General features: G+C 61.2%; 23 protein-coding genes. 13 read left to right on the top strand and 10 right to left on the bottom strand.

Features of this window, described 5'->3' with window-relative positions:
- Nucleotides 1-79: 79 nt before the first annotated feature.
- The gene (locus ACR0BA_RS06775) at nt 80-526 is read right to left on the bottom strand and encodes a DUF4174 domain-containing protein (protein ID WP_170441842.1); all 447 of its coding nucleotides are present in this window, start codon (nt 524-526) and stop codon (nt 80-82) included.
- A gap of 144 nt (nt 527-670) precedes the next feature.
- Here ACR0BA_RS06775 and scpA point away from each other — a divergent pair, with 144 nt between their 5' ends.
- The 6 genes from scpA (at nt 671) to ACR0BA_RS06745 (ending at nt 6,236) form a co-directional block, all read left to right on the top strand.
- Nucleotides 671-2,836 (top strand): methylmalonyl-CoA mutase, encoded by a 2,166-nt coding sequence (gene scpA, locus ACR0BA_RS06770; RefSeq protein ID WP_480727475.1) that lies wholly within the window; start codon nt 671-673, stop codon nt 2,834-2,836.
- A gap of 157 nt (nt 2,837-2,993) precedes the next feature.
- Entirely contained in the window at nt 2,994-3,596 is a 603-nt protein-coding gene (locus ACR0BA_RS06765) for a VOC family protein (protein WP_480727032.1), read from the top strand.
- Complete coding sequence (locus ACR0BA_RS06760; protein ID WP_480727030.1) at nt 3,593-4,081, top strand: N-acetyltransferase family protein; 489 nt, start codon at nt 3,593-3,595, stop codon at nt 4,079-4,081. Before ACR0BA_RS06765 ends, ACR0BA_RS06760 begins: the two co-directional genes overlap by 4 nt.
- A 45-nt stretch (nt 4,082-4,126) precedes the next feature.
- Complete coding sequence (locus tag ACR0BA_RS06755; RefSeq protein WP_170340209.1) at nt 4,127-4,807, top strand: molecular chaperone DjiA; 681 nt, start codon at nt 4,127-4,129, stop codon at nt 4,805-4,807.
- A gap of 4 nt (nt 4,808-4,811) precedes the next feature.
- A complete protein-coding gene (locus ACR0BA_RS06750) occupies nt 4,812-5,825 on the top strand; it encodes an endonuclease/exonuclease/phosphatase family protein (protein ID WP_480727473.1) in 1,014 nt (337 codons plus the stop codon).
- A gap of 51 nt (nt 5,826-5,876) precedes the next feature.
- The gene (locus ACR0BA_RS06745; RefSeq protein WP_437436398.1) at nt 5,877-6,236 is read left to right on the top strand and encodes a hypothetical protein; all 360 of its coding nucleotides are present in this window, start codon (nt 5,877-5,879) and stop codon (nt 6,234-6,236) included.
- Nucleotides 6,237-6,245: 9 nt separating this feature from the next.
- Here ACR0BA_RS06745 and ACR0BA_RS06740 read toward each other — a convergent pair whose 3' ends face one another.
- The 5 genes from ACR0BA_RS06740 to ACR0BA_RS06720 all read right to left on the bottom strand — a co-directional run bounded on the left by ACR0BA_RS06740 (nt 6,246) and on the right by ACR0BA_RS06720 (nt 12,026).
- Complete coding sequence (locus ACR0BA_RS06740) at nt 6,246-7,787, bottom strand: Ppx/GppA family phosphatase (RefSeq protein WP_170364623.1); 1,542 nt, start codon at nt 7,785-7,787, stop codon at nt 6,246-6,248.
- 49 nt (nt 7,788-7,836) lie between these two features.
- Nucleotides 7,837-8,526, bottom strand: coding sequence for an HdaA/DnaA family protein (locus tag ACR0BA_RS06735; protein WP_480727027.1), 690 nt, complete (start codon nt 8,524-8,526; stop codon nt 7,837-7,839).
- A complete protein-coding gene (locus tag ACR0BA_RS06730; protein WP_170340814.1) occupies nt 8,527-9,600 on the bottom strand; it encodes an AI-2E family transporter in 1,074 nt (357 codons plus the stop codon). It lies immediately after the preceding gene.
- Nucleotides 9,601-9,687: 87 nt separating this feature from the next.
- Nucleotides 9,688-10,662 (bottom strand): isopenicillin N synthase family dioxygenase, encoded by a 975-nt coding sequence (locus ACR0BA_RS06725; protein WP_480727025.1) that lies wholly within the window; start codon nt 10,660-10,662, stop codon nt 9,688-9,690.
- On the bottom strand, nt 10,662-12,026 hold the full coding sequence (locus tag ACR0BA_RS06720) for an FAD-dependent oxidoreductase (protein WP_480727024.1): 1,365 nt from the start codon (nt 12,024-12,026) through the stop codon (nt 10,662-10,664). Before ACR0BA_RS06720 ends, ACR0BA_RS06725 begins: the two co-directional genes overlap by 1 nt.
- Before the next feature lie 165 nt (nt 12,027-12,191).
- Here ACR0BA_RS06720 and proS point away from each other — a divergent pair, with 165 nt between their 5' ends.
- Nucleotides 12,192-13,532, top strand: a complete 1,341-nt coding sequence (proS, locus tag ACR0BA_RS06715) for a proline--tRNA ligase (protein ID WP_480727022.1) — start codon at nt 12,192-12,194, stop codon at nt 13,530-13,532.
- Nucleotides 13,516-14,409 carry a glycosyltransferase family 2 protein gene (locus tag ACR0BA_RS06710; RefSeq protein WP_170390980.1) on the top strand — a complete coding sequence of 298 codons (894 nt, stop codon included), beginning with the start codon at nt 13,516-13,518 and terminating at the stop codon, nt 14,407-14,409. Before proS ends, ACR0BA_RS06710 begins: the two co-directional genes overlap by 17 nt.
- Here ACR0BA_RS06710 and ACR0BA_RS06705 read toward each other — a convergent pair.
- Nucleotides 14,406-14,765: a hypothetical protein gene (locus tag ACR0BA_RS06705; protein ID WP_480727021.1), complete on the bottom strand. Its 360-nt coding sequence runs from the start codon at nt 14,763-14,765 to the stop codon at nt 14,406-14,408. The two genes, ACR0BA_RS06710 and ACR0BA_RS06705, sit on opposite strands and share 4 nt — an antisense overlap.
- Before the next feature lie 312 nt (nt 14,766-15,077).
- On the opposite strand from ACR0BA_RS06705, the gene ACR0BA_RS06700 reads away from it, so the two are divergent.
- From ACR0BA_RS06700 to ACR0BA_RS06690, 3 genes are all read left to right on the top strand, one after another.
- Nucleotides 15,078-16,082, top strand: a complete 1,005-nt coding sequence (locus ACR0BA_RS06700) for a DUF6492 family protein (protein ID WP_480727019.1) — start codon at nt 15,078-15,080, stop codon at nt 16,080-16,082.
- Nucleotides 16,083-16,163: 81 nt separating this feature from the next.
- The gene (locus ACR0BA_RS06695) at nt 16,164-17,450 is read left to right on the top strand and encodes a lipoprotein-releasing ABC transporter permease subunit (RefSeq protein ID WP_480727018.1); all 1,287 of its coding nucleotides are present in this window, start codon (nt 16,164-16,166) and stop codon (nt 17,448-17,450) included.
- Nucleotides 17,443-18,129 (top strand): ABC transporter ATP-binding protein, encoded by a 687-nt coding sequence (locus ACR0BA_RS06690; protein WP_170365685.1) that lies wholly within the window; start codon nt 17,443-17,445, stop codon nt 18,127-18,129. The genes ACR0BA_RS06695 and ACR0BA_RS06690 overlap by 8 nt, the downstream gene beginning before the upstream one ends.
- Here ACR0BA_RS06690 and ACR0BA_RS06685 read toward each other — a convergent pair.
- Nucleotides 18,113-18,550, bottom strand: coding sequence for a DMT family transporter (locus ACR0BA_RS06685; RefSeq protein ID WP_170340233.1), 438 nt, complete (start codon nt 18,548-18,550; stop codon nt 18,113-18,115). The two genes, ACR0BA_RS06690 and ACR0BA_RS06685, sit on opposite strands and share 17 nt — an antisense overlap.
- Before the next feature lie 95 nt (nt 18,551-18,645).
- Here ACR0BA_RS06685 and ACR0BA_RS06680 point away from each other — a divergent pair, with 95 nt between their 5' ends.
- Nucleotides 18,646-19,050 carry a c-type cytochrome gene (locus tag ACR0BA_RS06680; protein WP_170357253.1) on the top strand — a complete coding sequence of 135 codons (405 nt, stop codon included), beginning with the start codon at nt 18,646-18,648 and terminating at the stop codon, nt 19,048-19,050.
- Between the two features lie 3 nt (nt 19,051-19,053).
- Here ACR0BA_RS06680 and ACR0BA_RS06675 read toward each other — a convergent pair whose 3' ends face one another.
- Together ACR0BA_RS06675 and ACR0BA_RS06670 are read right to left on the bottom strand one after the other, a co-directional pair.
- The gene (locus ACR0BA_RS06675; protein ID WP_170340237.1) at nt 19,054-19,740 is read right to left on the bottom strand and encodes a hypothetical protein; all 687 of its coding nucleotides are present in this window, start codon (nt 19,738-19,740) and stop codon (nt 19,054-19,056) included.
- Between the two features lie 40 nt (nt 19,741-19,780).
- Nucleotides 19,781-20,443 carry a DNA-3-methyladenine glycosylase I gene (locus ACR0BA_RS06670; protein WP_170365692.1) on the bottom strand — a complete coding sequence of 221 codons (663 nt, stop codon included), beginning with the start codon at nt 20,441-20,443 and terminating at the stop codon, nt 19,781-19,783.
- Between the two features lie 397 nt (nt 20,444-20,840).
- On the opposite strand from ACR0BA_RS06670, the gene ACR0BA_RS06665 reads away from it, so the two are divergent.
- Nucleotides 20,841-21,791 (top strand): ABC transporter substrate-binding protein, encoded by a 951-nt coding sequence (locus ACR0BA_RS06665; RefSeq protein ID WP_170369440.1) that lies wholly within the window; start codon nt 20,841-20,843, stop codon nt 21,789-21,791.

Here is a 21,791-nt window from a genome sequence, read left to right as displayed (position 1 = left end):
CCCGTGTTGCCGAGATCTGCACCGTCGGTGCGGAGGAGGCGGGCGTGGCAGACCCCTTGCGCCGGGCGGGTCTGGGTCGTCAGCGCCCCTCGCGCCGCTCGCGGACTTCGCGTTCGCGCAGGGGGGTCTTGTCGATGGACCGGCTGATCTCGCGCACGCTCCACGGCGTGGGCTTGCGCAGCTTCACCACACCGTCCTTGTCGACGAAGACCATCGCGAACCCGCGCGGGCGCAGTTGCGTCCGGATCGGGGATCGCGCCGAAGGGTCGGTGTCGGTCAGCACGATGACATCCCGGTCACGCATCATGTCTTCGCCCTCCAGCAACATGTCGATCTGCTGCTGGAACCGGGGATCGGCTGGCGTATCGGCAAACACCACTATGGGGCGGTGTGTCCACAGAAACTCGTTCAGATCGCTGTCTCCGGCTGGCCGGATATATGCAGTTTCATCCGGGGCCGCACCGTCGGCGGCGACGGCAGTCACAGGCAAAAAAGCTGACAAAACAAGGGCAAGCGTGCGGGTCATGTGGTCTCCTGTTCCTTTGAATATAGACCCAGTTGCCGCGAATGCGACCGGCGAAATGCGTGCGACGATCAAAAATTTGAATGATCGGACCTGCCGTGGGCCGGGTCAGCCCTTCCATATTCATACCCAGCCCCTCGGCGCGCCATTCGGGCCCGCGACGGGAACAGACAAGAGGATTACTCTATGACCGATACGAAGGATTGGCGCGCCCTGGCCGAAAAAGAGTTGCGTGGGCGCCCTGTCGAAGACCTCAGCAAGACGACGCTGGAGGGGATCGAGGTCAAGCCGCTGTATACGCAGGACGACATCGAGAACCTGCCGCATATCGGGTCGCTGCCCGGCTTCGGGCCGTTCACACGCGGTGTGAAGGCAACCATGTATGCGGGCCGCCCGTGGACCATCCGCCAATATGCAGGTTTTTCCACGGCCGAAGAATCGAATGCCTTTTACCGCCGCAACCTCGCGGCCGGTCAGCAGGGCGTTTCGGTAGCTTTCGATTTGGCCACGCACCGCGGCTATGACAGCGACCACCCGCGCGTGGTGGGTGATGTGGGCAAGGCCGGTGTTGCCATCGACAGCGTCGAGGACATGAAGATCCTGTTCGATGGCATTCCGCTGGATCAGGTCTCGGTTTCGATGACGATGAACGGCGCGGTGATCCCGATCCTGGCCAATTTCATCGTCACCGGCGAAGAGCAAGGCCATGACAAGTCGGTTCTGGCGGGCACCATTCAGAATGACATTCTGAAAGAGTTCATGGTCCGCAACACCTATATCTACCCGCCCGAGCCCTCGATGCGGATCATCTCGGACATCATCGAGTACACCTCGAACGAGATGCCCAAGTTCAACTCGATCTCGATCTCGGGCTACCACATGCAGGAGGCCGGGGCGAACCTGGTGCAGGAGCTGGCCTATACCCTGGCCGATGGGCGCGAATATGTGCGCGCAGCCATCGACGCGGGAATGGACGTGGACAAGTTCGCTGGCCGTCTGTCGTTCTTCTTTGCCATCGGCATGAACTTTTTCATGGAGATCGCCAAGCTGCGCGCCGCGCGTACTCTGTGGCACCGGGTGATGACCGAATTCGGGGCCAAGTCGGACCGCTCGAAGATGCTGCGCACCCATTGCCAGACCTCGGGCGTTTCGCTGCAGGAGCAAGACCCGTACAACAACGTGATCCGCACCGCATATGAGGCGATGAGCGCGGTGTTGGGTGGCACACAGTCGCTGCATACCAACGCGCTGGACGAAGCGATTGCTCTGCCTACCGATTTCTCGGCCCGCATTGCGCGGAATACACAGTTGGTGTTGCAGGAAGAAACCGGCGTTACCGATGTGGTCGATCCGTTGGCTGGCTCCTACTATGTGGAAAGCCTGACCAATGAACTGGTCGAAAAAGCCTGGGCCCTGATGGAAGAGGTCGAGGAAATGGGCGGCATGACCAAGGCGGTTGCCAGCGGCATGCCCAAGCTGCGGATCGAGGAAAGCGCCGCGCGCCGTCAGGCCATGATCGACCGTGGCGAAGAAGTAATCGTCGGCGTCAACAAATACCGCAAGGAAAAGGAAGACCCGATCGAAATCCTCGAGGTCGACAACCAGGCCGTCCGCGAGGCGCAGATCGCCCGGCTGGAACGCATCCGCGCGACCCGGGACGAGGCCGCCTGTCAGGCCGCGCTGGACCAACTGACCCGGCGCGCGAAAGAAGGGGGCAACCTGCTGGAAGCCGCCGTCGAGGCCGCGCGTGCTCGCGCAACCGTAGGAGAGATCAGCATGGCAATGGAAAAGGAATTCGGCCGTCATCGGGCCGAAGTGAAAACGCTGGCTGGTGTCTATGGCGCAGCCTACGAAGGTGACGAGGGCTTTGCCGCCATCCAGAAATCGATCGAGGAATTTGCCGAGGAAGAGGGCCGCCGCCCGCGTCTTCTGGTGGTCAAGATGGGCCAGGACGGTCACGACCGCGGGGCAAAGGTGATCGCCACCGCGTTCGCCGATATCGGTTTCGACGTGGACGTCGGTCCGCTGTTCCAGACCCCGGCCGAGGCCGCGCAGGACGCGATCGACAATGACGTGCATGTGGTTGGCATTTCCAGCCAGGCGGCGGGCCACAAGACGCTGGCACCGCAACTGGTGGAAGAGCTGAAAAAGGCCGGCGCCGAAGATATCATTGTTATCTGCGGTGGCGTCATCCCTCAGCAGGATTATCAGTTCCTGTATGATCACGGGGTCAAGGCCATCTTCGGGCCGGGGACCAACATCCCTGAGGCGGCACAGGACATTCTGCGCCTGATACGCGAGGCGCGCGCCTGAACTGTGACTTTGGGGGGCTTTCTGCCCCCTTTTTCGCGATGCCTGCGGCCTCGGGCATTCACCCGCTGGGATGTTTGGTGTCAGACGAAGTGCCCAAGTCGGACTTTTCATGGTATCCGATGGCATGAGGTCGGTTTTGGACGCTGGAGGCGCAATTATGGAGCTTGATCATCTGGCGGTGGCCGCGTCGACTTTGGACGAGGCGGTCGCGCATGTAGAGTATGCCTTGGGTATTCCGATGATGCCCGGTGGCAAACATGGAAAATTCGGCACCTACAACAAGCTTCTTGGGCTGGACGAGGGCCTGTATCTTGAAGCGATCGCGATTGACCCGGACGCTGCCGATCCAGGGCGGCCACGTTGGTTTGATCTTGATCGTTTCTCGGGGCCGCCGAGGCTCAGCAACTGGGTCTGCCAGGTTTCGGATCTGCAGACCTATTCCGATGGGTTCTCAATCGACATAGGCGATATCCATGACCTTGATCGTGGTGCCTTGCGGTGGAAGATGGCGGTGCCGGGATCGGGGCGTTTGCCGTTCGACAACCTGTTTCCCGCTTTGATTCAGTGGCAAGGTGACTTGCATCCGGCAGGCATGCTGCGGGCCAGTGGCTGCCACCTGCGGCGGCTGGTGGTCTATCACCCGGACGCGCTGGATTTGGCGCAATTGCTCGGCCCGCTCGACAAGGTTGTTTTCGATTCCGGGCCTGCGGCTTTGCGGGCTGAATTTGAAACGCCGCACGGACCGCGGGTGCTGGAATGATCATTCGCCCGGCTCTGCCCCGGGATGCGGCTGAAATTGCGGAGATCACCAATTCGATCATCCGCGAGACGCTGATCACGTTTACCACGACCGAGCGAAGCCCCGAAGAAATCGCGCGGGATATCGACGAGCGAGGGCTGGCGTTCCAAGTTGCCGAGCTTGAAGGCCGTGTCGCGGGATATGCGACTTACGGCAGTTTTCGCTCGGGTCCCGGATATGCGCACAGCCGGGAACACACCATCCTGCTGGCTCCTGAAGGCCGGGGGCGCGGCGCGGGTCGCGCGCTGATCCGAGCCTTGGAGGAGGTGGCGCGATCGCAAGGCGTGCATGTTCTGGTCGCTGGAATCTCGGCCGAGAACCCGGGCGCGATTTCCTTTCATGCGGCGGTCGGTTTTGAGACGGTCGGCCGAATGCCGGAAGTTGGTCATAAATGGGGGCGTTGGCTGGATCTTGTGCTGATGCAGAAAATTCTGGCCCCGGAATGAATGGTCGCACCTGACAGTCCGTACTCGGCGCGCTAGTGTGCGCTCATGTCGATCTGGTCCCGCATATCCGAGGCGCTGAGCGCGCTTGCCAAAGGTGAAAGCCTGACGGCCGTTTTTGAGAAGCTACGCACGCCGCCCGAACGTTCGGTGGCCTTCGCGATTGCTGTGATCGCCTTGGGCGCAAAGATGGCCAAGGCGGACGGGCAGGTGACCCGCGACGAGGTGACCGCTTTTCGCGAGGTGTTTCGTATTCCGCCGGAGGAAGAGGCCGGCGCGGCGCGCGTGTTCAACATGGCCCGGACGGATGTGGCCGGGTATCAGGAATACGCACGCAAGATCGCGCGCATGTTCGCCGAAGACAGCACCACCCTGTGCGACCTCATGGAGGGGCTGTTTCACATCGCCATGGCGGACGGGTTCTATCACCCCAACGAGAACGAGTTTCTGGAGGATGTGGCGCGGATTTTTGGCCAGACCGATGCACAGTTCAAAGCCCTGCGTGCGCGCTTCGTTCCAGATGCGCCCAAGGATCCCTACACCGTTCTGGGCGTGACCCCTGACACTCCACTACCCGAGATCCGAAAAATCTGGCGCAGGCTTGTGCGTGACACACATCCAGATGCGATGATGGCCCGTGGTGTTCCCGAAGAAGCAATTCGGCTTGCCGAGAAAAAGATGATCGACATCAACCGCGCCTGGGATGAAATCAACGGCGCGCGGGTCTGAGGCGATGCGTCTGGCGACCTACAACATTGAATGGTTCGCCAATTTGTTCGACCGCAATGATGAACTGGTTGCCGATGACAGCTGGTCGGGCCGGCACAATGTCACCAAGGCACAGCAGATCGAGGCCATTGCGACGGTGCTGACGGCCGTCGACGCCGACGCCATGCTGATCGTCGAGGCGCCGAATACGGGCAAATCGCAAAACACGGTGCGCGCCTTGCAGCATTTCGCCGAGACGTTCGATCTGCGTACATCCAATGCGATCATGGGTTTCGCCAACGATACGCATCAGGAACTGGCCCTCTTGTATGATCCCGAGGCCCTGACCGCCCGGCACGACCCGAAAGGAGTGCAAGATGGCGGCCATGACCCCGACGATCTCCCACGCTTTGACCGCGAGTTTCGGATCGATCTGGACATTGACGCGACCGAGGATCTGGTGCGGTTTTCAAAACCACCCATGGAACTGGCGGTCCGAACCCGGGCCGGGTTCGAGTTCCGGTTGATCGGTGCACATCTGAAGTCCAAGGCACCGCACGGTGCCCAATCGCGCGACGAAGCCTTGCGCATCTCTATCGCCAACCGCCGCAAGCAGTTGGCGCAGGCTGTCTGGCTGTCGCGCCGGGTGCGCGCGCACATAGCCGCTGCTGAACCGGTGATCTTGCTGGGCGACTTGAATGACGGGCCGGGATTGGATGAATTCGAACATCTTTTCGGGCGGTCATCGGTGGAAATCCTTCTGGAAACCGGCCTGTACGATCCGCATCCCGCACAGGCACTTCGACCTCGGCCGGGCTGGATCCCATCGACCGCGCGCTTTGCCCGCCCGAAGGAAGGCCAATATCTTGAGGCGTTGTTGGACTACATCATGATCAGCGAGGATCTGAGGGCCCGCAGTCCGGTCTGGCGCATCTGGCACCCGTTCCGGGACGAGCACTGCTGGACGGTGCCGGAGTTGCGCGATGCCTTGGTCACGGCCTCAGATCATTTTCCGGTGACGCTGGACATCGACATCTGACCCTTTCAACAACTGTTCCCGCCCCTTATATTTCAGGTCATGAAACGATTGATGCTGATAGGTGCCACGGCCCTTTTTGCCGCGCCGGCCGCGGCCCAGGACGAAGGCGGTAAGTCCCTGATGGAGCAGGGGGCCGAGCTGTTCTTCGAGGGCCTGCGAAAGGAAATGGAGCCCGCGCTCGAGGATCTTCTGGGGCTTGCCGAGCAATTCGGCCCGGCCATGCAGTCCTTTATCGAGGAGATGGGCCCGGCCCTTGCCGAGATCGGCGGCAAGGTCAAGGATTGGAGCGCCTATGAGGCGCCCGAAATGCTGCCCAATGGCGACATTATCATCCGCAGGAAACCGGACGTTCCCGACCAGCCCGATGAGGTTGCTCCCAAGGAGGACGACGAAGGTGCAACCGATATCTGATCGTCCGGATCAGCCCTGCATTTTGACTATCGGGCGTGATTTGAGCGCGTTCGCCAGTGACTCGAATCTTGCCTCGGCCACTTCGTTGAACAAAGGGCTGAGCGACTTGGGCAGGTAAAACTCCAGTTCGCGCTTCTTGGGGTAGAACCGCAGCTTGCCAGTGGCCGCGTCGTTCTGCATCCACAGCATTGCGCCGAAACGCATGGCCTTTCCCAGAATCTCGGCCTGCTTCTGGTCGCGCTCGTCCAGCAGTTCGTACAGAGGGGCGAAGCGGTTGCCCTCTCGCTTGTTCCGGTAACGATGCTGCAGGGCAAGTCCGATGAAGACACGTTCCGAGTGTTTCAGGCCGCCCAGGTTGGCGCGAGTCACATTGTCGAAACAGACCTCGGCCCGATAATCGGGGTGGGCGCGCCAGCTGACATCGTGCAACAGGCAGGCCGCCTTGATCAGCCGAACTCGGGCCGGAGGGGCGGACCGGAACAGCGGCATCACAAAATCATAAAGATGCGGCCCGAAACCGGGCAGGCGAGCGTCCTTTTGCTCCGAGAACCGGCAGGCCTCGATCAAAGGGTCGCAATCCCGCAGAATCTGCGGCATCTGCTCATACAGCAGACCCTCGCGGATACCATAGCTGGATATTGCGATGTCTTTGGGTTTGAAGGTGCGGATCAGCCGCGACAGCACGTCCATGGCATACGGAATCAGGGCCATCCGCGAGCTTGAGACCCCGGCCTGAGAGCGCAGGTGTTCGTGGTCGCCCTTTTCGATGAACTTGATCGTTTCGCGCACCTGCTTGGTGGTCATGCGGTATTCGTGCAGCACGTTCAGCGGATATCCGCGGCGCAGCATGTCCAACCTTGCAAAGGCTCGCCAGCTTCCGCCGACCAGGAACAGTCGGTCGCGCTGCGGCCCCATCTGGTCACGAAGCGCCTCGAGTGTTTCCTTGATGTGGGCCTTGCGGGCGCGGCGTCCGCCCTTGATATCCCGGAGTTTGAGCGGCCCCAGAGACGAGGACACGCACCTTCCGACCGATCCGCCGCCGATCTCTGCCAGCTCCATGGACGAACCGCCGATGTCGCAGATCAGGCCGTAGGCGCCCGGCCAGCCCAGCAGGACGCCCTGTGCCGACAATCGGGCCTCTTCCTCGCCGTCGATGACCGAGATATGCAGCCCTGTCTCGGCCAGAACCTCCTGACAGAACTCCGGACCGTCTTCCGCCTCGCGCACGGCGGCGGTGGCTACAACGTGCAGTCCGGGCAGGCCAAGATCGCGGGACAGGTGTTCAAAGCGCCGCAGCGCCGCCAACGCACGTACGCGACCGCGCGGGTTCAGCCTGCCGGTTTCCGACAGCCCGGCGCCAAGCTCGCACATGACTTTTTCGTTGTAGAAATAAGCGGGTGACCGGGCCGCGCCGTCAAAGATAACCATCCGAACCGAGTTCGATCCGACATCGACCACGCCAACGCGCGAGAGATCGCGGATTCCCGGATGGTCGAACAGCGGTCTTCCGAATGGTCCCCAGTCCGGGATCCTTGCAGCGCTCTGTTCCATGATCTCCCCAACGTTGCCTCGCGCAGGATGCGAAATCGGACCCCACGGGTCAATCACCGGAAACCGCCGTATCGATTTCGTTGTTCAGAACGCGCACGGCCAAGGCCCGTGTTATCTCGCGCTTTTCTGCCAAGGCGACCTGATCCAGTTGCGCCACCACGTCGGCTGCGGATTCAAACCGGCGATCCATGTGCTTGACGAGGTAGGCGATGACGTCCGGCCCCGGGTTCAGCTGTCGGTCGACGAACAGTTTCGCCAGAACCGCACACAGCAAGGCATCATCGGGCGGATCAAGCGCCACATGATGGGCACCTTCCACCCGGCTTTGCAGGTCGGCCAGCGGCAGTTCCCAGTATTTGGGGGCAAGGCGCCCGGTCATCAGCAGGGCATGCCCCTCGGCCAGAACCAGATTGTGGAGGTGAAACAGGGTTTTCTGCTGGTCTATATCCCCGGCGATCATCGGGATGTCCTCGACCGCCACGGGACTTTGCGCAAGTGCGGGAACATCTTCGTGTTTCAGATCCGCGGCCTGCACGATACGCCCGCCTGTCTCGGCGGCCCAGACATGCGCAAGATGGGTTTTGCCCGATCCGGCCGGGCCGCTCAGGACCAGCTTGTTGCCCGGCCAAGAATTGGCCGAGATCATTGCGACGGCCAGCGCATTCGCGGGAGATACGAAAAAATCCTCGCGCCCCAGCGCCGTCATCGCCGGAAGATCAAAGCTCAGCTGTTTGGCCATTCACTCGCTTTCCGGATCCAGCTCGTCACGCCCCGTGTACAGGCGGCTTGTCAGATATTGCGAAGTTCCGAAACGTGCAAGCACGCCCAAGGCCGCCGCGACCGGAACGGCGATCAGCATGCCGACAAACCCGAATAGCGCGCCAAAGACGGACAAGGCCAGAAGCAACCAGACCGGGTGCAACCCGACCGAGTCACCAACCAGTTTGGGCGTCAGGAAATTGCCTTCGACGACTTGGCCGATGGCGAATATCCCTGCCACCAGACCGATCGAGGCCCAGTCACCCCAGAATTGGAATAGCGCCAAGCCAATGGCCAGCGTACCGCCGATCAATGCGCCCAGATAGGGAATGAAGGTGACCAACCCGGCGATGAAACCGACCACCAGGCCGAATTGTAGGCCGACGATCATCAAGGCAACGGCGTAGTAGGTGCCCAGGATAAGGCAAACCGTACCCATGCCGCGCACGAACGAGGCAAGAACAGCGTCAATATCGGCGGCCAGCTTGCGGATCGTCGGCGCATGGTCCCGGGGCAGCAGATCGTTGATCCGGGCGATCATTCGGTCCCAGTCCAGCAAAAGGTAGACGGCCACGACGGGCACAATCACCAGAAGGACCACGATGTTCACCGCTGACCCGACCGAAGCCATGACCGTTTCGAGGATGTCGCCTGTTTTGCCCTTCAGCGTGTCGCCCATTGAAAGAAGGAACTGGTGGGTGTTCGATTCCCGGTCCAGCAGCGACGGGAATTGCCGCTCGACGAAGGCTCGCAATTCCTGGAACAGGCTGGGCAGTACGTCCACCAGATCGATCAGCTGAGTGATCAGGGCCGGAACCACCATCAGGATCATCAAGGCAAAGGCAAGAATACTGAAGACGGTAATGATCGCCGTCGCAGCCGCGCGGGAGAGCCCCATGTTCTCCAGCCGATCGGCTACGGGATCCAGGAAATAGGCCACTGCGCCGCCGATCACGAATGGCAGCAGAACGTCGCCCAGCAGCCACAACAGCAATATGAATATCGCAGCGGCGATGCCCCAATATCTGAATTGATCCCGAACCGGCAACGCCATCGCGGCCTCCTGACTGCGTCGTTGCCCTTGTTCTTGGCTGATGAAGGCCCGCGATGCAAGCGGTTCATGGATCAGTGTTTTTGTGTCTCAGTCGTGCAGAGTGCCCAGTTCCGGCGTGTCTTCGGCGGCGGTCTCGTCGGACCAGTTGGTGCGCCAGATCTCGGCGGACCAGTGACCGCAATGTACGGACGGGCGGTCAAATCCCGGCAGCGGCGGCAGCAGCGGAGAAACCACCACGTCGTGCCGTGGTACCGCGAAATAGGGAAAAGAGTAGCGCTCCTTTCCGGATCGGTTGACCACGCGGTGCGGGGTCGATTTCAGGCGCCCTCCGGACCAGAGCTCGAGCATGTCCCCGATGTTGACGACAAACCCACCAGTTGGGCAGTCGGGAGTGATCCAGCCGCCGCCCCGCGTCTGGACCTCCAGCCCACCCACCGGGTCAGGGGCGATGATGGTCAACGCGTCAGTGTCCTTGTGGGGGTGGATGCCATAGCCGCCCTCTTCCGGGGCCTGCGGCGGGTAGTGCAGCAAAGTCATGTTGGTCAACGGGTCGCGGAACGCATTCCGCAGGCTGCCCGCAGGCAGTTCCAGCCCGGACTCCAACGCGCCCAGCAAGCTGTCGGCCACCTGATCCAGTTGCGCCCAGTATTCCAGGATGATACCATGCGCATCCGGTATTTCTGCGGGCCAGAGGTTGGGTCCGTACAGCGCGCAATCCCGGCGGATGGGCGCATCTTCGGCCACTTCGTGGTGCAGCTTGTAGCCCTCATACTTGTCCGCATGTCCCGATCCGTCATTGGGGGTGAAAAACCCCATCGGGATATATCCGCGATAGTTCTCGCGGGTGATCGCCTGCTGCCATTTGCTGGCTTCGTCCACGTCGAAGATTGCGCGAACGCAAACCCGGACCCGCTCGACCAGCTCTGGCGGGATGCCGGTGCCGGTGATCGAAAGGAAACCTATCCCGGTGCACGCGTCCATAACCTGCTGGACGGTTTTTCCGTGGTAAGGGTGGGCCTCCTGCATCAAGGGCGCAAGGTCGATCGTCGGGATGTGTTCCATCAGTGGATCCTCACGCCTTGTCTGTCCAATTCGGAATGAACCGGGGTCAGGTTCAATTCGGACAGATCCTGATTGCTTTTCAGTGCGATGGCGGCCGCGATGCCGGCCCCTTGGCCCATCACCGCGCAGCAGGCCATGTTGCGTGTCGCCGCGTGGGCGATGCGGTCGGCCCCGTGAGACCGGCCAGCCACCAGCAGCCCGCGCACCCCCTTGGGCAGCATCGAGCGGTAGGGTACCTGCATGTAGCGCCCGGTGGTGGGCAGGATCAGGATGCCGTAACCGTCGATGAACTCGGGGTAGATGCCGATCGTGTCCTCGAACCGGCCCTGATGGCGCACATCGTCCTCGGTCATGTTGTAGACCGCGTCGATCTTGCGGGTGTCACGGATGCCGATGGTCATGCCGAAGTTGCGCAGCCGTGCGTTTTCGCATCCGGGCATGAACCGACGCAGAGCGTCAATCGCCAGCATGGTCTGGCGGCGGCCCTCGATCTCGCCCCTGGTCAGGCTGTCCGGGTCCGTCCCGTCGATCCCGGCCAGGTGGATCAGGTTCATATAGGTCAGCTCGCCCGTGTCATGCATTGCACCCCAGGTGCCCGCGATTGTGTTCAGGTGCGCCGGAATGAGGCCTTGGTCGATGGCCTGCTGGAACGGCTTGTAGACGAAGGGCGAGAACATGTTGTCCTCTTTGCCGCTGGTCTCGATGTTCCATTCACCGCCGCCGCCCCAGTCCTTGTAGGTCTGCGGGTCGGCCTTTACGCCATCCATGAAGGCGCGCTTGTCGACCCCGGCCAAGTGGAACATGACCGAGGCCGCCATCATCTGTTCCGACTCGGTCTTGCGGGTCGGTGCGCCGGCACGGTGGGCCACGTCGGCATCACCCGTGGCGTCGATCACGATGCGGGCAAGGATTGCCTCGCGCCCCGCCTTCGACTCGGTGATCACACCAGTGATCCGGTCGCCGTCCATGATCGGGGCCACGAACTGGCGATGCAGCATCGGGCGGACACCGGCCTCTTCCACCAACCGGTCGGCCACCAGCTTGAAACCCTCGCTGTCCAACTCGTAGCTCAGCGATTGGCTTTCCGGGACCGCCGCGCCCATCTCCTTGGCGCGTTGCTCGAACTCCCATCCGATGCCGCCGGCCTCGATGGTCTTGTCGTGCCGGTACCAGGCAAAGCCCTCGACCCCGACAGCGGTGATATTGCCGCCCATGCAGCCGAAACGGTCCAGCAGAGCGACCTCGGCCCCGGCGCGCGCGGCAGCAAGCGCCGCGGCCAGCCCTGCCGGGCCAGAGCCCACCACCAATACGTCAGTCTTGTGCACCACGGGGATGTCTCGGGCGGGTTCGCGGATGGTCTGCATCGGGGCCTCGTCTTCAGAAGTTTTCCCACTGTTTCGAGACCTGATTGGCGGGTCAATCAAAATTCCGACTGACCTGAGGTCGCAAATCCGCCATTGCCCGATTGCCCCCGGCGGGGCTTTCGCATAATCACGTGGCCGTGGAATTCTCACCTGCAAGGTAAAAACATGCGCCTCAGCCGTTACTTTCTGCCCGTACTCAAGGAAAACCCGTCCGAGGCCCAGATCGTCAGCCACCGGCTGATGCTGCGCGCCGGGATGATCAAGCAGGCTGCCGCCGGGATCTATTCGTGGCTGCCGCTGGGATTCAAGGTGCTGCGCAAGCTGGAAAACATTGTGCACGAGGAACAGATCCGCGCCGGGCACATTCCGATCCAGATGCCGATCCTGCAATCCGCCGATCTGTGGCGGGAATCCGGGCGTTATGATGATTACGGTCAGGAAATGCTGCGTATGCAGGACCGCCACGGCCGCGATATGCTCTATACCCCCACCGCCGAGGAACTGGTCACCGACATCTTCCGCGTTCACGTCAGCAGCTACAAGGACCTGCCGCTGACCCTGTACCAGATCCAGTGGAAGTTCCGCGACGAGATCCGCCCCCGTTTCGGCGTGATGCGCGGCCGCGAATTTTACATGAAGGACGGCTACAATTTCGACCTGACGAAAGAAGACGCGCTGCACGCCTACAACCGCCACCTGGTCAGCTATCTGCGCACCTATGAACGCATGGGGCTGCAGGCGATCCCGATGCGCGCGGACAGCGGCCCGATCGGCGGTGACGACACGCATGAATTCCTGGTGTTGGCCGATACCGGCGAATCCGAGGTGTTCTATGACAGCGCGGTTACTGATATCCGTCTGGGCGAGCGCGACATCGACTATGACGACAAGGCCCAGTGCCAGGCGATCATGGAGGAGTTCACCTCGCTCTATGCCCGCACGGACGAAACCCATGACGAGGCCCTGTTCCAGCAGGTGCCCGAGGAACGCCGCCGCAGCGCGCGTGGCATCGAGGTTGGGCAGATCTTCTATTTCGGCACCAAGTATTCCGAGCCGATGGGCGCCACGGTGCAAGGCCCCGACGGCAAGCAGGTTCCGGTGCACATGGGCAGCCACGGCATCGGCGTCAGCCGCCTGATCGGTGCGATTATCGAGGCCAGCCACGACGACAAGGGCATCATCTGGCCCGAGGGCGTGACCCCGTTCCACTGCGGCATCGTCAACCTGAAGCAAGGCGATGACGAGGCCGACGCGGCCTGCGACAAGATCTACAAGGCGCTGACCGCGCTGGGGCTCGAGCCGCTCTATGACGACCGCAACGAGCGGGCAGGGGGCAAGTTTGCCACGATGGACCTGATCGGCCTGCCCTGGCGTATCACCGTCGGCCCGCGCGGGTTGAAGAACGGGGTGGTCGAACTGACCAGCCGCCGCACGGGCGAAAGCGAAGAGCTGAGCCCCGAGGCCGCCGTAACCCGCATTGCCGAGATCTATGAGCGCTCCGTCTGAAACCGGTGACGCGCCGCTGATCTCGGTGATCACGGCAACTTGGAACCTGCTGTCCCAAGGGCGTCAGGACACATTTCCCCGCGTCATCGAATGCATGGCGCGGCAGAATTGCGACAGTTCCGAGCACATCATTCAGGACGGAGCATCGACGGACGGGACGGTCAAATTCATTCAGGATTTGATCGCCGACGCTCCGCGCACGCGGCTGATCAGTGAACCGGACCAAGGCCTGTACGACGCGATGAATCGCGGCGTCAAAGCCGCACGCGGCGAATACGTGCTGTTCCTCAATTCCGACGACTCGTTGGCAGCGGATGATGTTCTGAACCGGGCGGCCGAGCGATTGACCGCGACCCACCCCGACTATCTTTTTGGGTCAACCCTGCACCGGTCCGCTGACGGCGGGGAAAAGATGGAAAAACGGATGTCGGTCAAAGCCATCCTCCAGCGTATGCCGTTTTGCCATAATTCTGTTTTTTTGAGACGAGATGTTTTTCAGGAATTGGGGGGACACGACACACAGTTTCGCATCGCCGCGGACTACGACCTGATGCTGCGACTGGTTGCCGGGGGCTATCGCGGCGAAAGGATGGATGAGCCGATTTCATTGTTCTGGGACCGAGGCGAGACCAGCGACCAGCAAGCGACGGGGCAGGACTATGCCCGAGTCTGGCAACGGTTCTTTGCCGATTATCGTGCGGCACAAGGATTGGATCTGGATGATTTCGCGGAGTTCTATCGCCGCGGGCATATGCCGGCAAACCTGCTCATCGAGGTGCTGAGGCGCCCGGAAACGCCACTGCCGATCCGGCGGGCCGCCAAACACGGCCTTGCCAAGTCTCTACGCCGGTCCGTCCAGTTCTGGCGGCGGTACTAGGGCCCGCCCGTCGCCGGACGCGCGCGAAGTAGTTCCCCATCCGCCCTGTCACCTCGGGCGACTACGACGGGGCGGCCCATACGTCGGACCAGATCCTTCAATTCGATGTCCAGGAACCGCAACCCGCAAAGCCGTTTGCCGGTCGCCCGGTCCATCAGGCACATGCGCCCGCTTTGGAATGCCAGGCGATAGCCTTTTTCGCGCAGCGTGTCGGCTAGACTGGCCCAACTGGCCGCACCAGCAAACAGCGGTCGGATGACGGCCCGCAGCAACGCTGCGGTTTCGCAATCCATGTCCTGAGAAGTGATCGTCGTGGCTGGCGCACCAACCTGTTCAATTTCCTTTTCAATATTCATGAGCGACCCCCGCTCTTTAAAATGTATTCCCCCACAATCAGGGTGCCAAAATTTCTCAAAAGAAGCAAAATGCGAAACAAAGTTGCTGTGAAAATGTTGCATTTCAAGTTCAGTTTAATGTCTGAACCTCACATTGACTTCATACCTGAAACAATAAGGGCCTGTCTGTGATGGGCTTCACAACCAGCGGTATAATCGCCTTTCGAAAATCATCCGCTGCTGGAATTTGCGCCCGATGGCTGATTCTGCGCCAACACGGCAAAGCGGATTTGGCGGCCGGTCGAGAAGCTGATACAGCGGCGCCAAGTGATTATGAAAGGCAACCCGACCGTGCTGAGTTTTGCCACGATAGTGTATTCCAAGGATTACCCGCTGCTCGAGTTGCAGGCGCGTTCCTTTGCGCGATTTGCTGATCCGGCCAAGGTTGCTTCTATCCATGTAGTTCTGAACGACGTCGACGAAACCGCATTGCGGGCGCGTATCGAGCCCATATTGGCGGCCTACGGTCCTTTGCAATCCAAGGTTCGGGTCGTCGGGGGCGATGACATTCTGCTTGGGGCAGGTCAATACACCCGGCGTTCACTAGGCGAGCGGCTTCTGATTGAAGGACGGCACCGTATCCCTTTCGTGCGAAAGGGGGGCTGGCGCGGCAACAACGGATACCGCGCGCAGCAGGTGCTCAAGCTGGGTGCCGCACGGATCGCCGAGGCGGAGCAGATGGTTATTCTGGACACCAAAAACCTGTTTCTGCGGTCTTTCGCTGAGGCAGAGTTCTTTTCGGATGGCGGAGCCGCCCGGCTTCCGTTCATTTCGGTCAAAAGCGACTTTCACCGCAACTGGCTGCAGCAGAGCCTGGACGCTTTGCAGGTCACCGTTCCGGATATCGAGGCTTTGAAGACCACGACGTTTTCGACGCCGTTCCCGGTGCGTAGGTCGTTGGTGCTGGAGATGTTGGACGAGATCAACGAACGCTACGGTTCGGTGCAGTCGCTCTTCGGGTCGCGCCGGAGACCCTCGGAATTCATGCTGCTGAATGCATTTTGTCTCCGGTCGGATCTGGCTTTGCGCCCGTGGTTCGAGGACGCGCCCAGCACCGCGTTGGGGCTGTGGCCAACCTATTCGCAACAAAAGCTGGAAGACCTGATCGCCAGGATCGACGACCCGGAACTGTTGAGCCTTGGTCTGCACAACCGGGCGGTTTCCATGCTGACGCCTGAAACCCAAGATCGCTTGTTCGATGCCTTGGCGCGTCGGGGGATCAGTGATCGTGAGACGACCCAGTCCGTGCTGAATGCAACTGCGTCGCTGGCCGGTTGAACGGGCGCGTACATCCAGAACCGGCTTGACCATCCAGCCAAATCCCGAAAATGTCCCCACCACAGATTTGCCGGAGCAGGAATGGCCAGAACACCCCCTCCCTTTGCCGCCTTCGAATGGAAGATCGCCTGGCGCTATCTGCGCGCCCGGCGTGCCGAAGGCGGTGTAAGCGTGATGACCTGGATCTCGTTGATCGGGATCACGCTGGCCGTGTTCGCTCTGATCGCCACGCTGGCGGTCCGGTCAGGGTTCCGGTCCGAATTCGTGGGCACCATTCTTGGGGCCAACGCTCATGTAACAGTCTACTCGGCCGGCGAACTGGACGCGCAAGGGCAGGTTGATCGCACCATCGTTGAATACGACGCCATGGCCGAACGCATCGCGCAGGTGCCGGGTGTTCAGCGCGCCGCTCCGCTGGTCAAGGGGCAAGTTCTGATCACCAACCGCGATCGTAGCAGCGGGGTCGAGGTGTTCGGTATCCGCCCCGACGACCTGTACAGCCTTCCCGGTATCGCCGAAAGCGATCAGGCTTACGGCGACCTGTCCCGGTTCGAGGAGGGGATCGCCATCGGCTCGGGCGTGGCCCGCGCCATCGGTGCAACGGTGGGGGATCGGGTCAAGCTGACCTCGCCCAACGGGGTCAAGACCGCCTTCGGCACCTCGCCCCGCGTGAATGCCTATGAAGTCGTCTACGTGTTTTCGGCCGGGCGCTATGACATCGACCGCACCCGCGTCTACATGCCGTTTTCCGAGGCGCAGAGCTTTTTCAACCGCGAAGGTGTCGCCGACGAGATCGAAGTGATGGTGGACCGCCCCGAGGACCTGAACCCGGTCCTGATCCCCATCCTTGAGGCGGCGGGAGAACGCTCGCAGATCTGGACATGGCAGGATGCCTCAGGCGGTTTTCTGCGCGCGCTCGAGGTCGAGGACAACGTGATGTTCATCATCCTGTCGATCCTCGTGCTGATCGCCGCGATGAACATCGTCTCGGGGCTGATCATGCTGGTGAAAAACAAGGGCCGCGACATCGGCATCCTGCGCACTATCGGGCTGAGCGAGGGTTCGGTGCTGCGGGTGTTCTTCATCTGTGGCGCCTTCACCGGGATCATAGGCACCGCGATGGGCGTCATCCTGGGCTGCCTGTTCGCGCTCTATATCGATCCGATCTTCTCTTTCGTGAACTACGTGATGGGCGGCGGCGTCTGGGATCCGGCGATCCGCGGCATCTATGCCTTGCCGGCCGAGCTGCACCTGTCGGACGTGCTCAAGGCGGTGGGGCTGTCGCTGGGCCTGTCCTTCTTCGTCACCTATTTCCCGGCCCGCCGTGCGGCGCGGCTGAACCCGGTCGAGGCGCTGCGCTATGAATGATGTCACCTTGCGTCTGACCGGCCTGACCAAGACCTATTTGAAAGGCACGCCCGCCGAGGTGCAGGTGCTGCGCGGCGCCGATCTGGAGCTGCGGGCGGGCGAGGCGGTGGCGCTTGTGGCGCCTTCGGGGGCGGGCAAGTCGACCCTTTTGCATATCGCCGGTCTTCTGGATACGCCGGATTTCGGGACGGTCGAAATCGGCGGGCAGGATGCGACCGGCAAGGGCGACCGCACCCGCACCGCGATGCGTCGGCGGGATGTGGGTTTTGTCTATCAGTTTCATCACCTGCTGCCGGAATTCACCGCGCTGGAAAATGTCGTGCTTCCGCAATTGGCCAACGGGGTGTCCGACAGGGCGGCCAAGGCCCGCGCGATGGATCTGCTGGGACGTGTCGGCGTCGCCGACCGTGCCGACCACCGCCCGGCAGCTTTGTCGGGGGGCGAGCAGCAGCGGGTGGCTTTCTGCCGGGCCCTAGCCAATGAACCGCGTGTACTGCTGGCGGACGAGCCGACAGGGAATCTGGACCCAGGTACCTCGGATCAGGTCTTTGCCGCGCTGATGGGTCTGGTGCGCGAGTCCGGCCTGTCGGCGTTGATTGCCACGCACAACCTTGACCTGGCGGCGCGGATGGACCGGATGCTGCGGCTGGACGGGGGTGTGCTCAGGCCAGCTGAGTGATCGCGACGCCTACGGCCATCACCGCGATCCCGCCGGCGCGCATCAGGGTCAGCGGTGTGACCTGCGCGCCGAAAAGGCCGAAATGGTCAATGGCCGCGGTGCTGATCAACTGCCCCAACAGCACGAAGAACACCGCGTTGCCGACGCCGAAATGCGGTGCGACGTGGGTAATGGATAGCACGTAGAAGGCAATCAGAACCCCACCCAACAGCAGATGTTTCGGGGTCTGCGCAACCTTTGCCAAAGCTTGTGTTCCGGGGAACAGCAGCATCACCAGCGCCGAAGACCCAAACGCCACTGCAAACAGGATGACCGCAGCGGTGGTGGGCGAGCCGATCAGTTTTCCGAGCGCCGCATTCAGCGCGGCGAGAATCGGAACTCCGATCCCGGCGGCGAGCATGATGGCTGCATAATGTGTCATGGCCCGGACCCCTTAGCCGATTTCGTTGATCTGGATCATTGCGGGTCGTTACGGTTCGGGCAACCCTGCTTTTGGCGTTAGAACGGAGGAACGCAATGAAACTGTTGACGTTTACGGCCTTGGCCATGGCGGGTACGATAGCCGCCACAGGTGCTGAAGCCCAGGATGCCGAAGCCGGGGAGCAGCTTTACCTGCACCATTGCGCCACCTGTCATGGACTGGATGCGACTGGACATGGGCCAATGGCCGGCGTGCTGTTGATCCAACCTACCAATCTGAAGACGCTTGGGAACGCGGGCGGTAAATTTCCGACCGCGCGTGTGGTGCAGCGGATAGACGGCCGTGATCCTCTGGTCAGCCATGGCAGTCCGATGCCGGTCTACGGGCCATATTTCGAAGGGCAGGACACCGCCATCAAGACAGATGCCGGCCAGCCGATCCTGACAAGCAAGCCGATTGCCGATCTGGTCGCGTATCTAAAGACCTTGCAAGGCAAGTGAACCTCATCTGCAGATGCCTTCCACCTTGGCACCGCTCCAAGGGATAACCACGTCGCTTTCTCGCCGGGCACCCGGCAGTTTTTCCGGGTCGAAATGCTTGGCCAGCATGTCATGCAAACGCTGGGTCCGCGGGGCGTCCGGATCCAATGCGCGGCAGCAGACATATTCCTCGACGATGGCGCCCTGCTGTTCAAACCCGTAGTCCAGAAAATCGGCCGAGTTATCCAGATCGAACAGGTAAGGATCCTTGCGGCCACCATGTTCGGCAGCCGCCCGCAACGGGTGATAGCCGGTGGTTTTCCTGTTCTGCCATTGCCAGACATGGGTTAGTTCATGGGCAAAGATCATGGCGGCCACAAGGTTCATCTGGTCGGGGTACCGCGCCATGTAGTCGTCAAGATACCAGTCCTTGGTGAAGTATACCCGGTTGAACAGCGCGATCGCCGCCGGTTTTCCGGTTACGATCTCGTCCTTGACCGGCGGCAGGATACGCTCGCGGCAAGCCAGCCTCGGTCTGGCTTTTCGTTCGTAGGTGATGGAGGCGACCGGCGCGCCTTCGACCAGCCGAACCCGGTCAAGATCCAGCGTTTCGCCTTGAACCTTGCTTGCAAAGGCGCGCTCGTTCTCGGTCAGAGGGCGACCGCAGGACAACAGAGCAAGAAAAAGCAGGATCGAAATCAACCGGACCATGACCAAACCCTAGCCCGCTGTGGTTCGGTCGCAAGCGATTCTAGAGGCTCATCGCAAGCACCCGGCTGATTTCGGTCAACGACCTGCCGGATTGACGCATCCAGGTGTTGAAGGCGTCCTGTACCGCAGCCATCGCTTTCTTGGAGGTGGCTGGCTTGTCGATGACGCCTTCGGCGATCAAACGGGCGGTTACGTCGCGTGACAGGATAAAGCTGTCTCTTCCGGCAAAGCGCATCGCATACTGGGCTGAAGCCCCGCCCAACCGAGAACCACGTTTTGCGAGCATGTCCAAAAGTCCGACATAGTCGGTCGATGGCCAGCCGCCCAACACTTTGCCAACGCCGCCTTCCGTGCGGAGTTCCATAAGAAACGCTGCGTTGTCGCGCACGGTGGCGATCTTGGTGCCGTTGCGCACGATGCGCGTGTCCTGCAACAGCGCGTCGAATTTCTCATCATCCATGAAGGCGCAGCGCCCAACGTCGAACCCGTCAAAGGCCGCCTCGAAACCGTCCCATTTCGCCTCGATGACCTTCCAATTGAAGCCAGCCTGGAAGATGCATTTGGTGATTGTCGAAAGCCACCGATCCTCTGACAGGGCGCCCAATTCCTTGGCGGATTTGGGCTTGGACAGTTTGTCTTCAAGCGCGTGCGGTCCGCCGTGCCGGTCGGCCGCCAGCCCATAGATCTCATCGAAATGGTGCATCGCAAAGCTCCCTTCGCGCCAAATGTTGCCAATTTGTTCCGGTAAATGCAAGGGCAGCCGCCCAGTACGGTCTGCCATTTGGGCAAAACAGTCGGAAAGTCAGGATTTTGCCCCATCGTCACAAGAAATACTCGACAAACGACCCCAATTGGGTTTGTGATTGACTCGTCAATCAATGTCCGGTCCGCGAAACCTCGGGCAAGCCGCCCCATGACACGAGGGCGCGAGAGGAATGAAATGCGGTACCGAGGCCGTTTATTGGGAATGACGCGAACTGTTCGCTTTCCTTTTCCGGCCAAATTTGTGCATGTTGCGACATGGTATTGTCGTTAGACAAGTCAGCCGGCGGGCACGTTTCCGCCGGGGTGGGCAAAACAAAGAAACAGGGAGAAAATCCATGAAAAAACTGAATGTAAGCCTTCTGGCGATCATGGTCGCTGGCGCCGCGCACGCGGCTGACATGGGCGCAGTGGACGAGCCGATCAAACTGGCGATCAACGAGTGGACGGGCCAACACGTCACCACGCATGTCGCTGCAGAGATGCTCAAGGCCGCCGGTTACCAGGTCGAATTCGTCACCGCGGGCATGTTGAACCAGTTCCAGGCGCTGGCCGACGGAGACATCGACGCCACGCTCGAGATCTGGTCGTCGAACGTGTCGGACGAATACGCCAAGAAAATTGAAGAGGGCACCGTGGTCGAAATCGGCGACCTTGGCCTCGATGCGAAGGAAGGCATCGCATATCCGGCCCATGTCGCCGACCTTTGCCCGGGCCTGCCCGCGTGGGAAGCGCTGAAGGACTGCGCACAGAATTTTGCGACGGCTGAGACCCTGCCGATGGGACGTCTGGTCGACTATCCGGCTGACTGGGGTACGCCCGGGGCAGACCGCATGGTCGGGCTTGAACTGCCGTTCAAGGCTATTCCTGCCGGGTCCGAGGGCGCGCTGATTGCCGAACTACGCGCTTCGACCGAACGCAAATCGCCTCTGCTGATCACCTTCTGGCAACCGCATTGGGCCATGTCGGCCTATGATGTGAAATTCGTTGAGTTGCCGCCGGGTGAAGACGCTTGCTTCAACGATCCGGCCTGGGGGCCAAACCCCAATGCCGTCAATGACTGCGATTTCTCGCCCTCGCGCATCTTCAAAGCCGGGTGGAGCGGTCTGGCGGACAAGTGGCCTGCCGCCTATGAAATCCTGAGCAACTATCAACTGGCGGTCGAAGACCAGCAGCCGATGATGGGTGCGATCGATGTCGACGGCGGCAAGGTCGAAGAGGTTGTCGCGGCCTGGATGGCGGACAACGAAGACAAGTGGCGTCCGGTCGTGGACGCGGCAACGAAGTGA

The organism is Ruegeria sp. CI5 (assembly GCF_056536885.1).
The sequence above is the reverse complement of the archived record's forward strand: the minus strand, read 5'-3'. Positions and strand labels throughout refer to the sequence as shown.

Bases quoted from the DNA above. Each gene is read 5' to 3' on its own strand.
- ACR0BA_RS06730 (WP_170340814.1), bottom strand. From the start codon at position 9,600: ATGGCGTTGCCGGTTCGGGATCAATTCAGATATTGGGGCATCGCCGCT.
- ACR0BA_RS06705 (WP_480727021.1), bottom strand. From the start codon at position 14,765: ATGAATATTGAAAAGGAAATTGAACAGGTTGGTGCGCCAGCCACGACG.
- ACR0BA_RS06750 (WP_480727473.1), top strand. From the start codon at position 4,812: ATGCGTCTGGCGACCTACAACATTGAATGGTTCGCCAATTTGTTCGAC.
- ACR0BA_RS06685 (WP_170340233.1), bottom strand. From the start codon at position 18,550: ATGACACATTATGCAGCCATCATGCTCGCCGCCGGGATCGGAGTTCCG.
- ACR0BA_RS06765 (WP_480727032.1), top strand. From the start codon at position 2,994: ATGGAGCTTGATCATCTGGCGGTGGCCGCGTCGACTTTGGACGAGGCG.
- proS (WP_480727022.1), top strand. From the start codon at position 12,192: ATGCGCCTCAGCCGTTACTTTCTGCCCGTACTCAAGGAAAACCCGTCC.
- ACR0BA_RS06775 (WP_170441842.1), bottom strand. From the start codon at position 526: ATGACCCGCACGCTTGCCCTTGTTTTGTCAGCTTTTTTGCCTGTGACT.
- ACR0BA_RS06760 (WP_480727030.1), top strand. From the start codon at position 3,593: ATGATCATTCGCCCGGCTCTGCCCCGGGATGCGGCTGAAATTGCGGAG.
- ACR0BA_RS06740 (WP_170364623.1), bottom strand. From the start codon at position 7,787: ATGGAACAGAGCGCTGCAAGGATCCCGGACTGGGGACCATTCGGAAGA.
- ACR0BA_RS06720 (WP_480727024.1), bottom strand. From the start codon at position 12,026: ATGCAGACCATCCGCGAACCCGCCCGAGACATCCCCGTGGTGCACAAG.
- ACR0BA_RS06680 (WP_170357253.1), top strand. From the start codon at position 18,646: ATGAAACTGTTGACGTTTACGGCCTTGGCCATGGCGGGTACGATAGCC.
- ACR0BA_RS06675 (WP_170340237.1), bottom strand. From the start codon at position 19,740: ATGGTCCGGTTGATTTCGATCCTGCTTTTTCTTGCTCTGTTGTCCTGC.
- ACR0BA_RS06690 (WP_170365685.1), top strand. From the start codon at position 17,443: ATGAATGATGTCACCTTGCGTCTGACCGGCCTGACCAAGACCTATTTG.
- ACR0BA_RS06745 (WP_437436398.1), top strand. From the start codon at position 5,877: ATGCTGATAGGTGCCACGGCCCTTTTTGCCGCGCCGGCCGCGGCCCAG.
- ACR0BA_RS06695 (WP_480727018.1), top strand. From the start codon at position 16,164: ATGGCCAGAACACCCCCTCCCTTTGCCGCCTTCGAATGGAAGATCGCC.
- ACR0BA_RS06725 (WP_480727025.1), bottom strand. From the start codon at position 10,662: ATGGAACACATCCCGACGATCGACCTTGCGCCCTTGATGCAGGAGGCC.
- ACR0BA_RS06670 (WP_170365692.1), bottom strand. From the start codon at position 20,443: ATGCACCATTTCGATGAGATCTATGGGCTGGCGGCCGACCGGCACGGC.
- ACR0BA_RS06700 (WP_480727019.1), top strand. From the start codon at position 15,078: ATGAAAGGCAACCCGACCGTGCTGAGTTTTGCCACGATAGTGTATTCC.
- ACR0BA_RS06735 (WP_480727027.1), bottom strand. From the start codon at position 8,526: ATGGCCAAACAGCTGAGCTTTGATCTTCCGGCGATGACGGCGCTGGGG.
- ACR0BA_RS06710 (WP_170390980.1), top strand. From the start codon at position 13,516: ATGAGCGCTCCGTCTGAAACCGGTGACGCGCCGCTGATCTCGGTGATC.
- ACR0BA_RS06755 (WP_170340209.1), top strand. From the start codon at position 4,127: ATGTCGATCTGGTCCCGCATATCCGAGGCGCTGAGCGCGCTTGCCAAA.
- ACR0BA_RS06665 (WP_170369440.1), top strand. From the start codon at position 20,841: ATGAAAAAACTGAATGTAAGCCTTCTGGCGATCATGGTCGCTGGCGCC.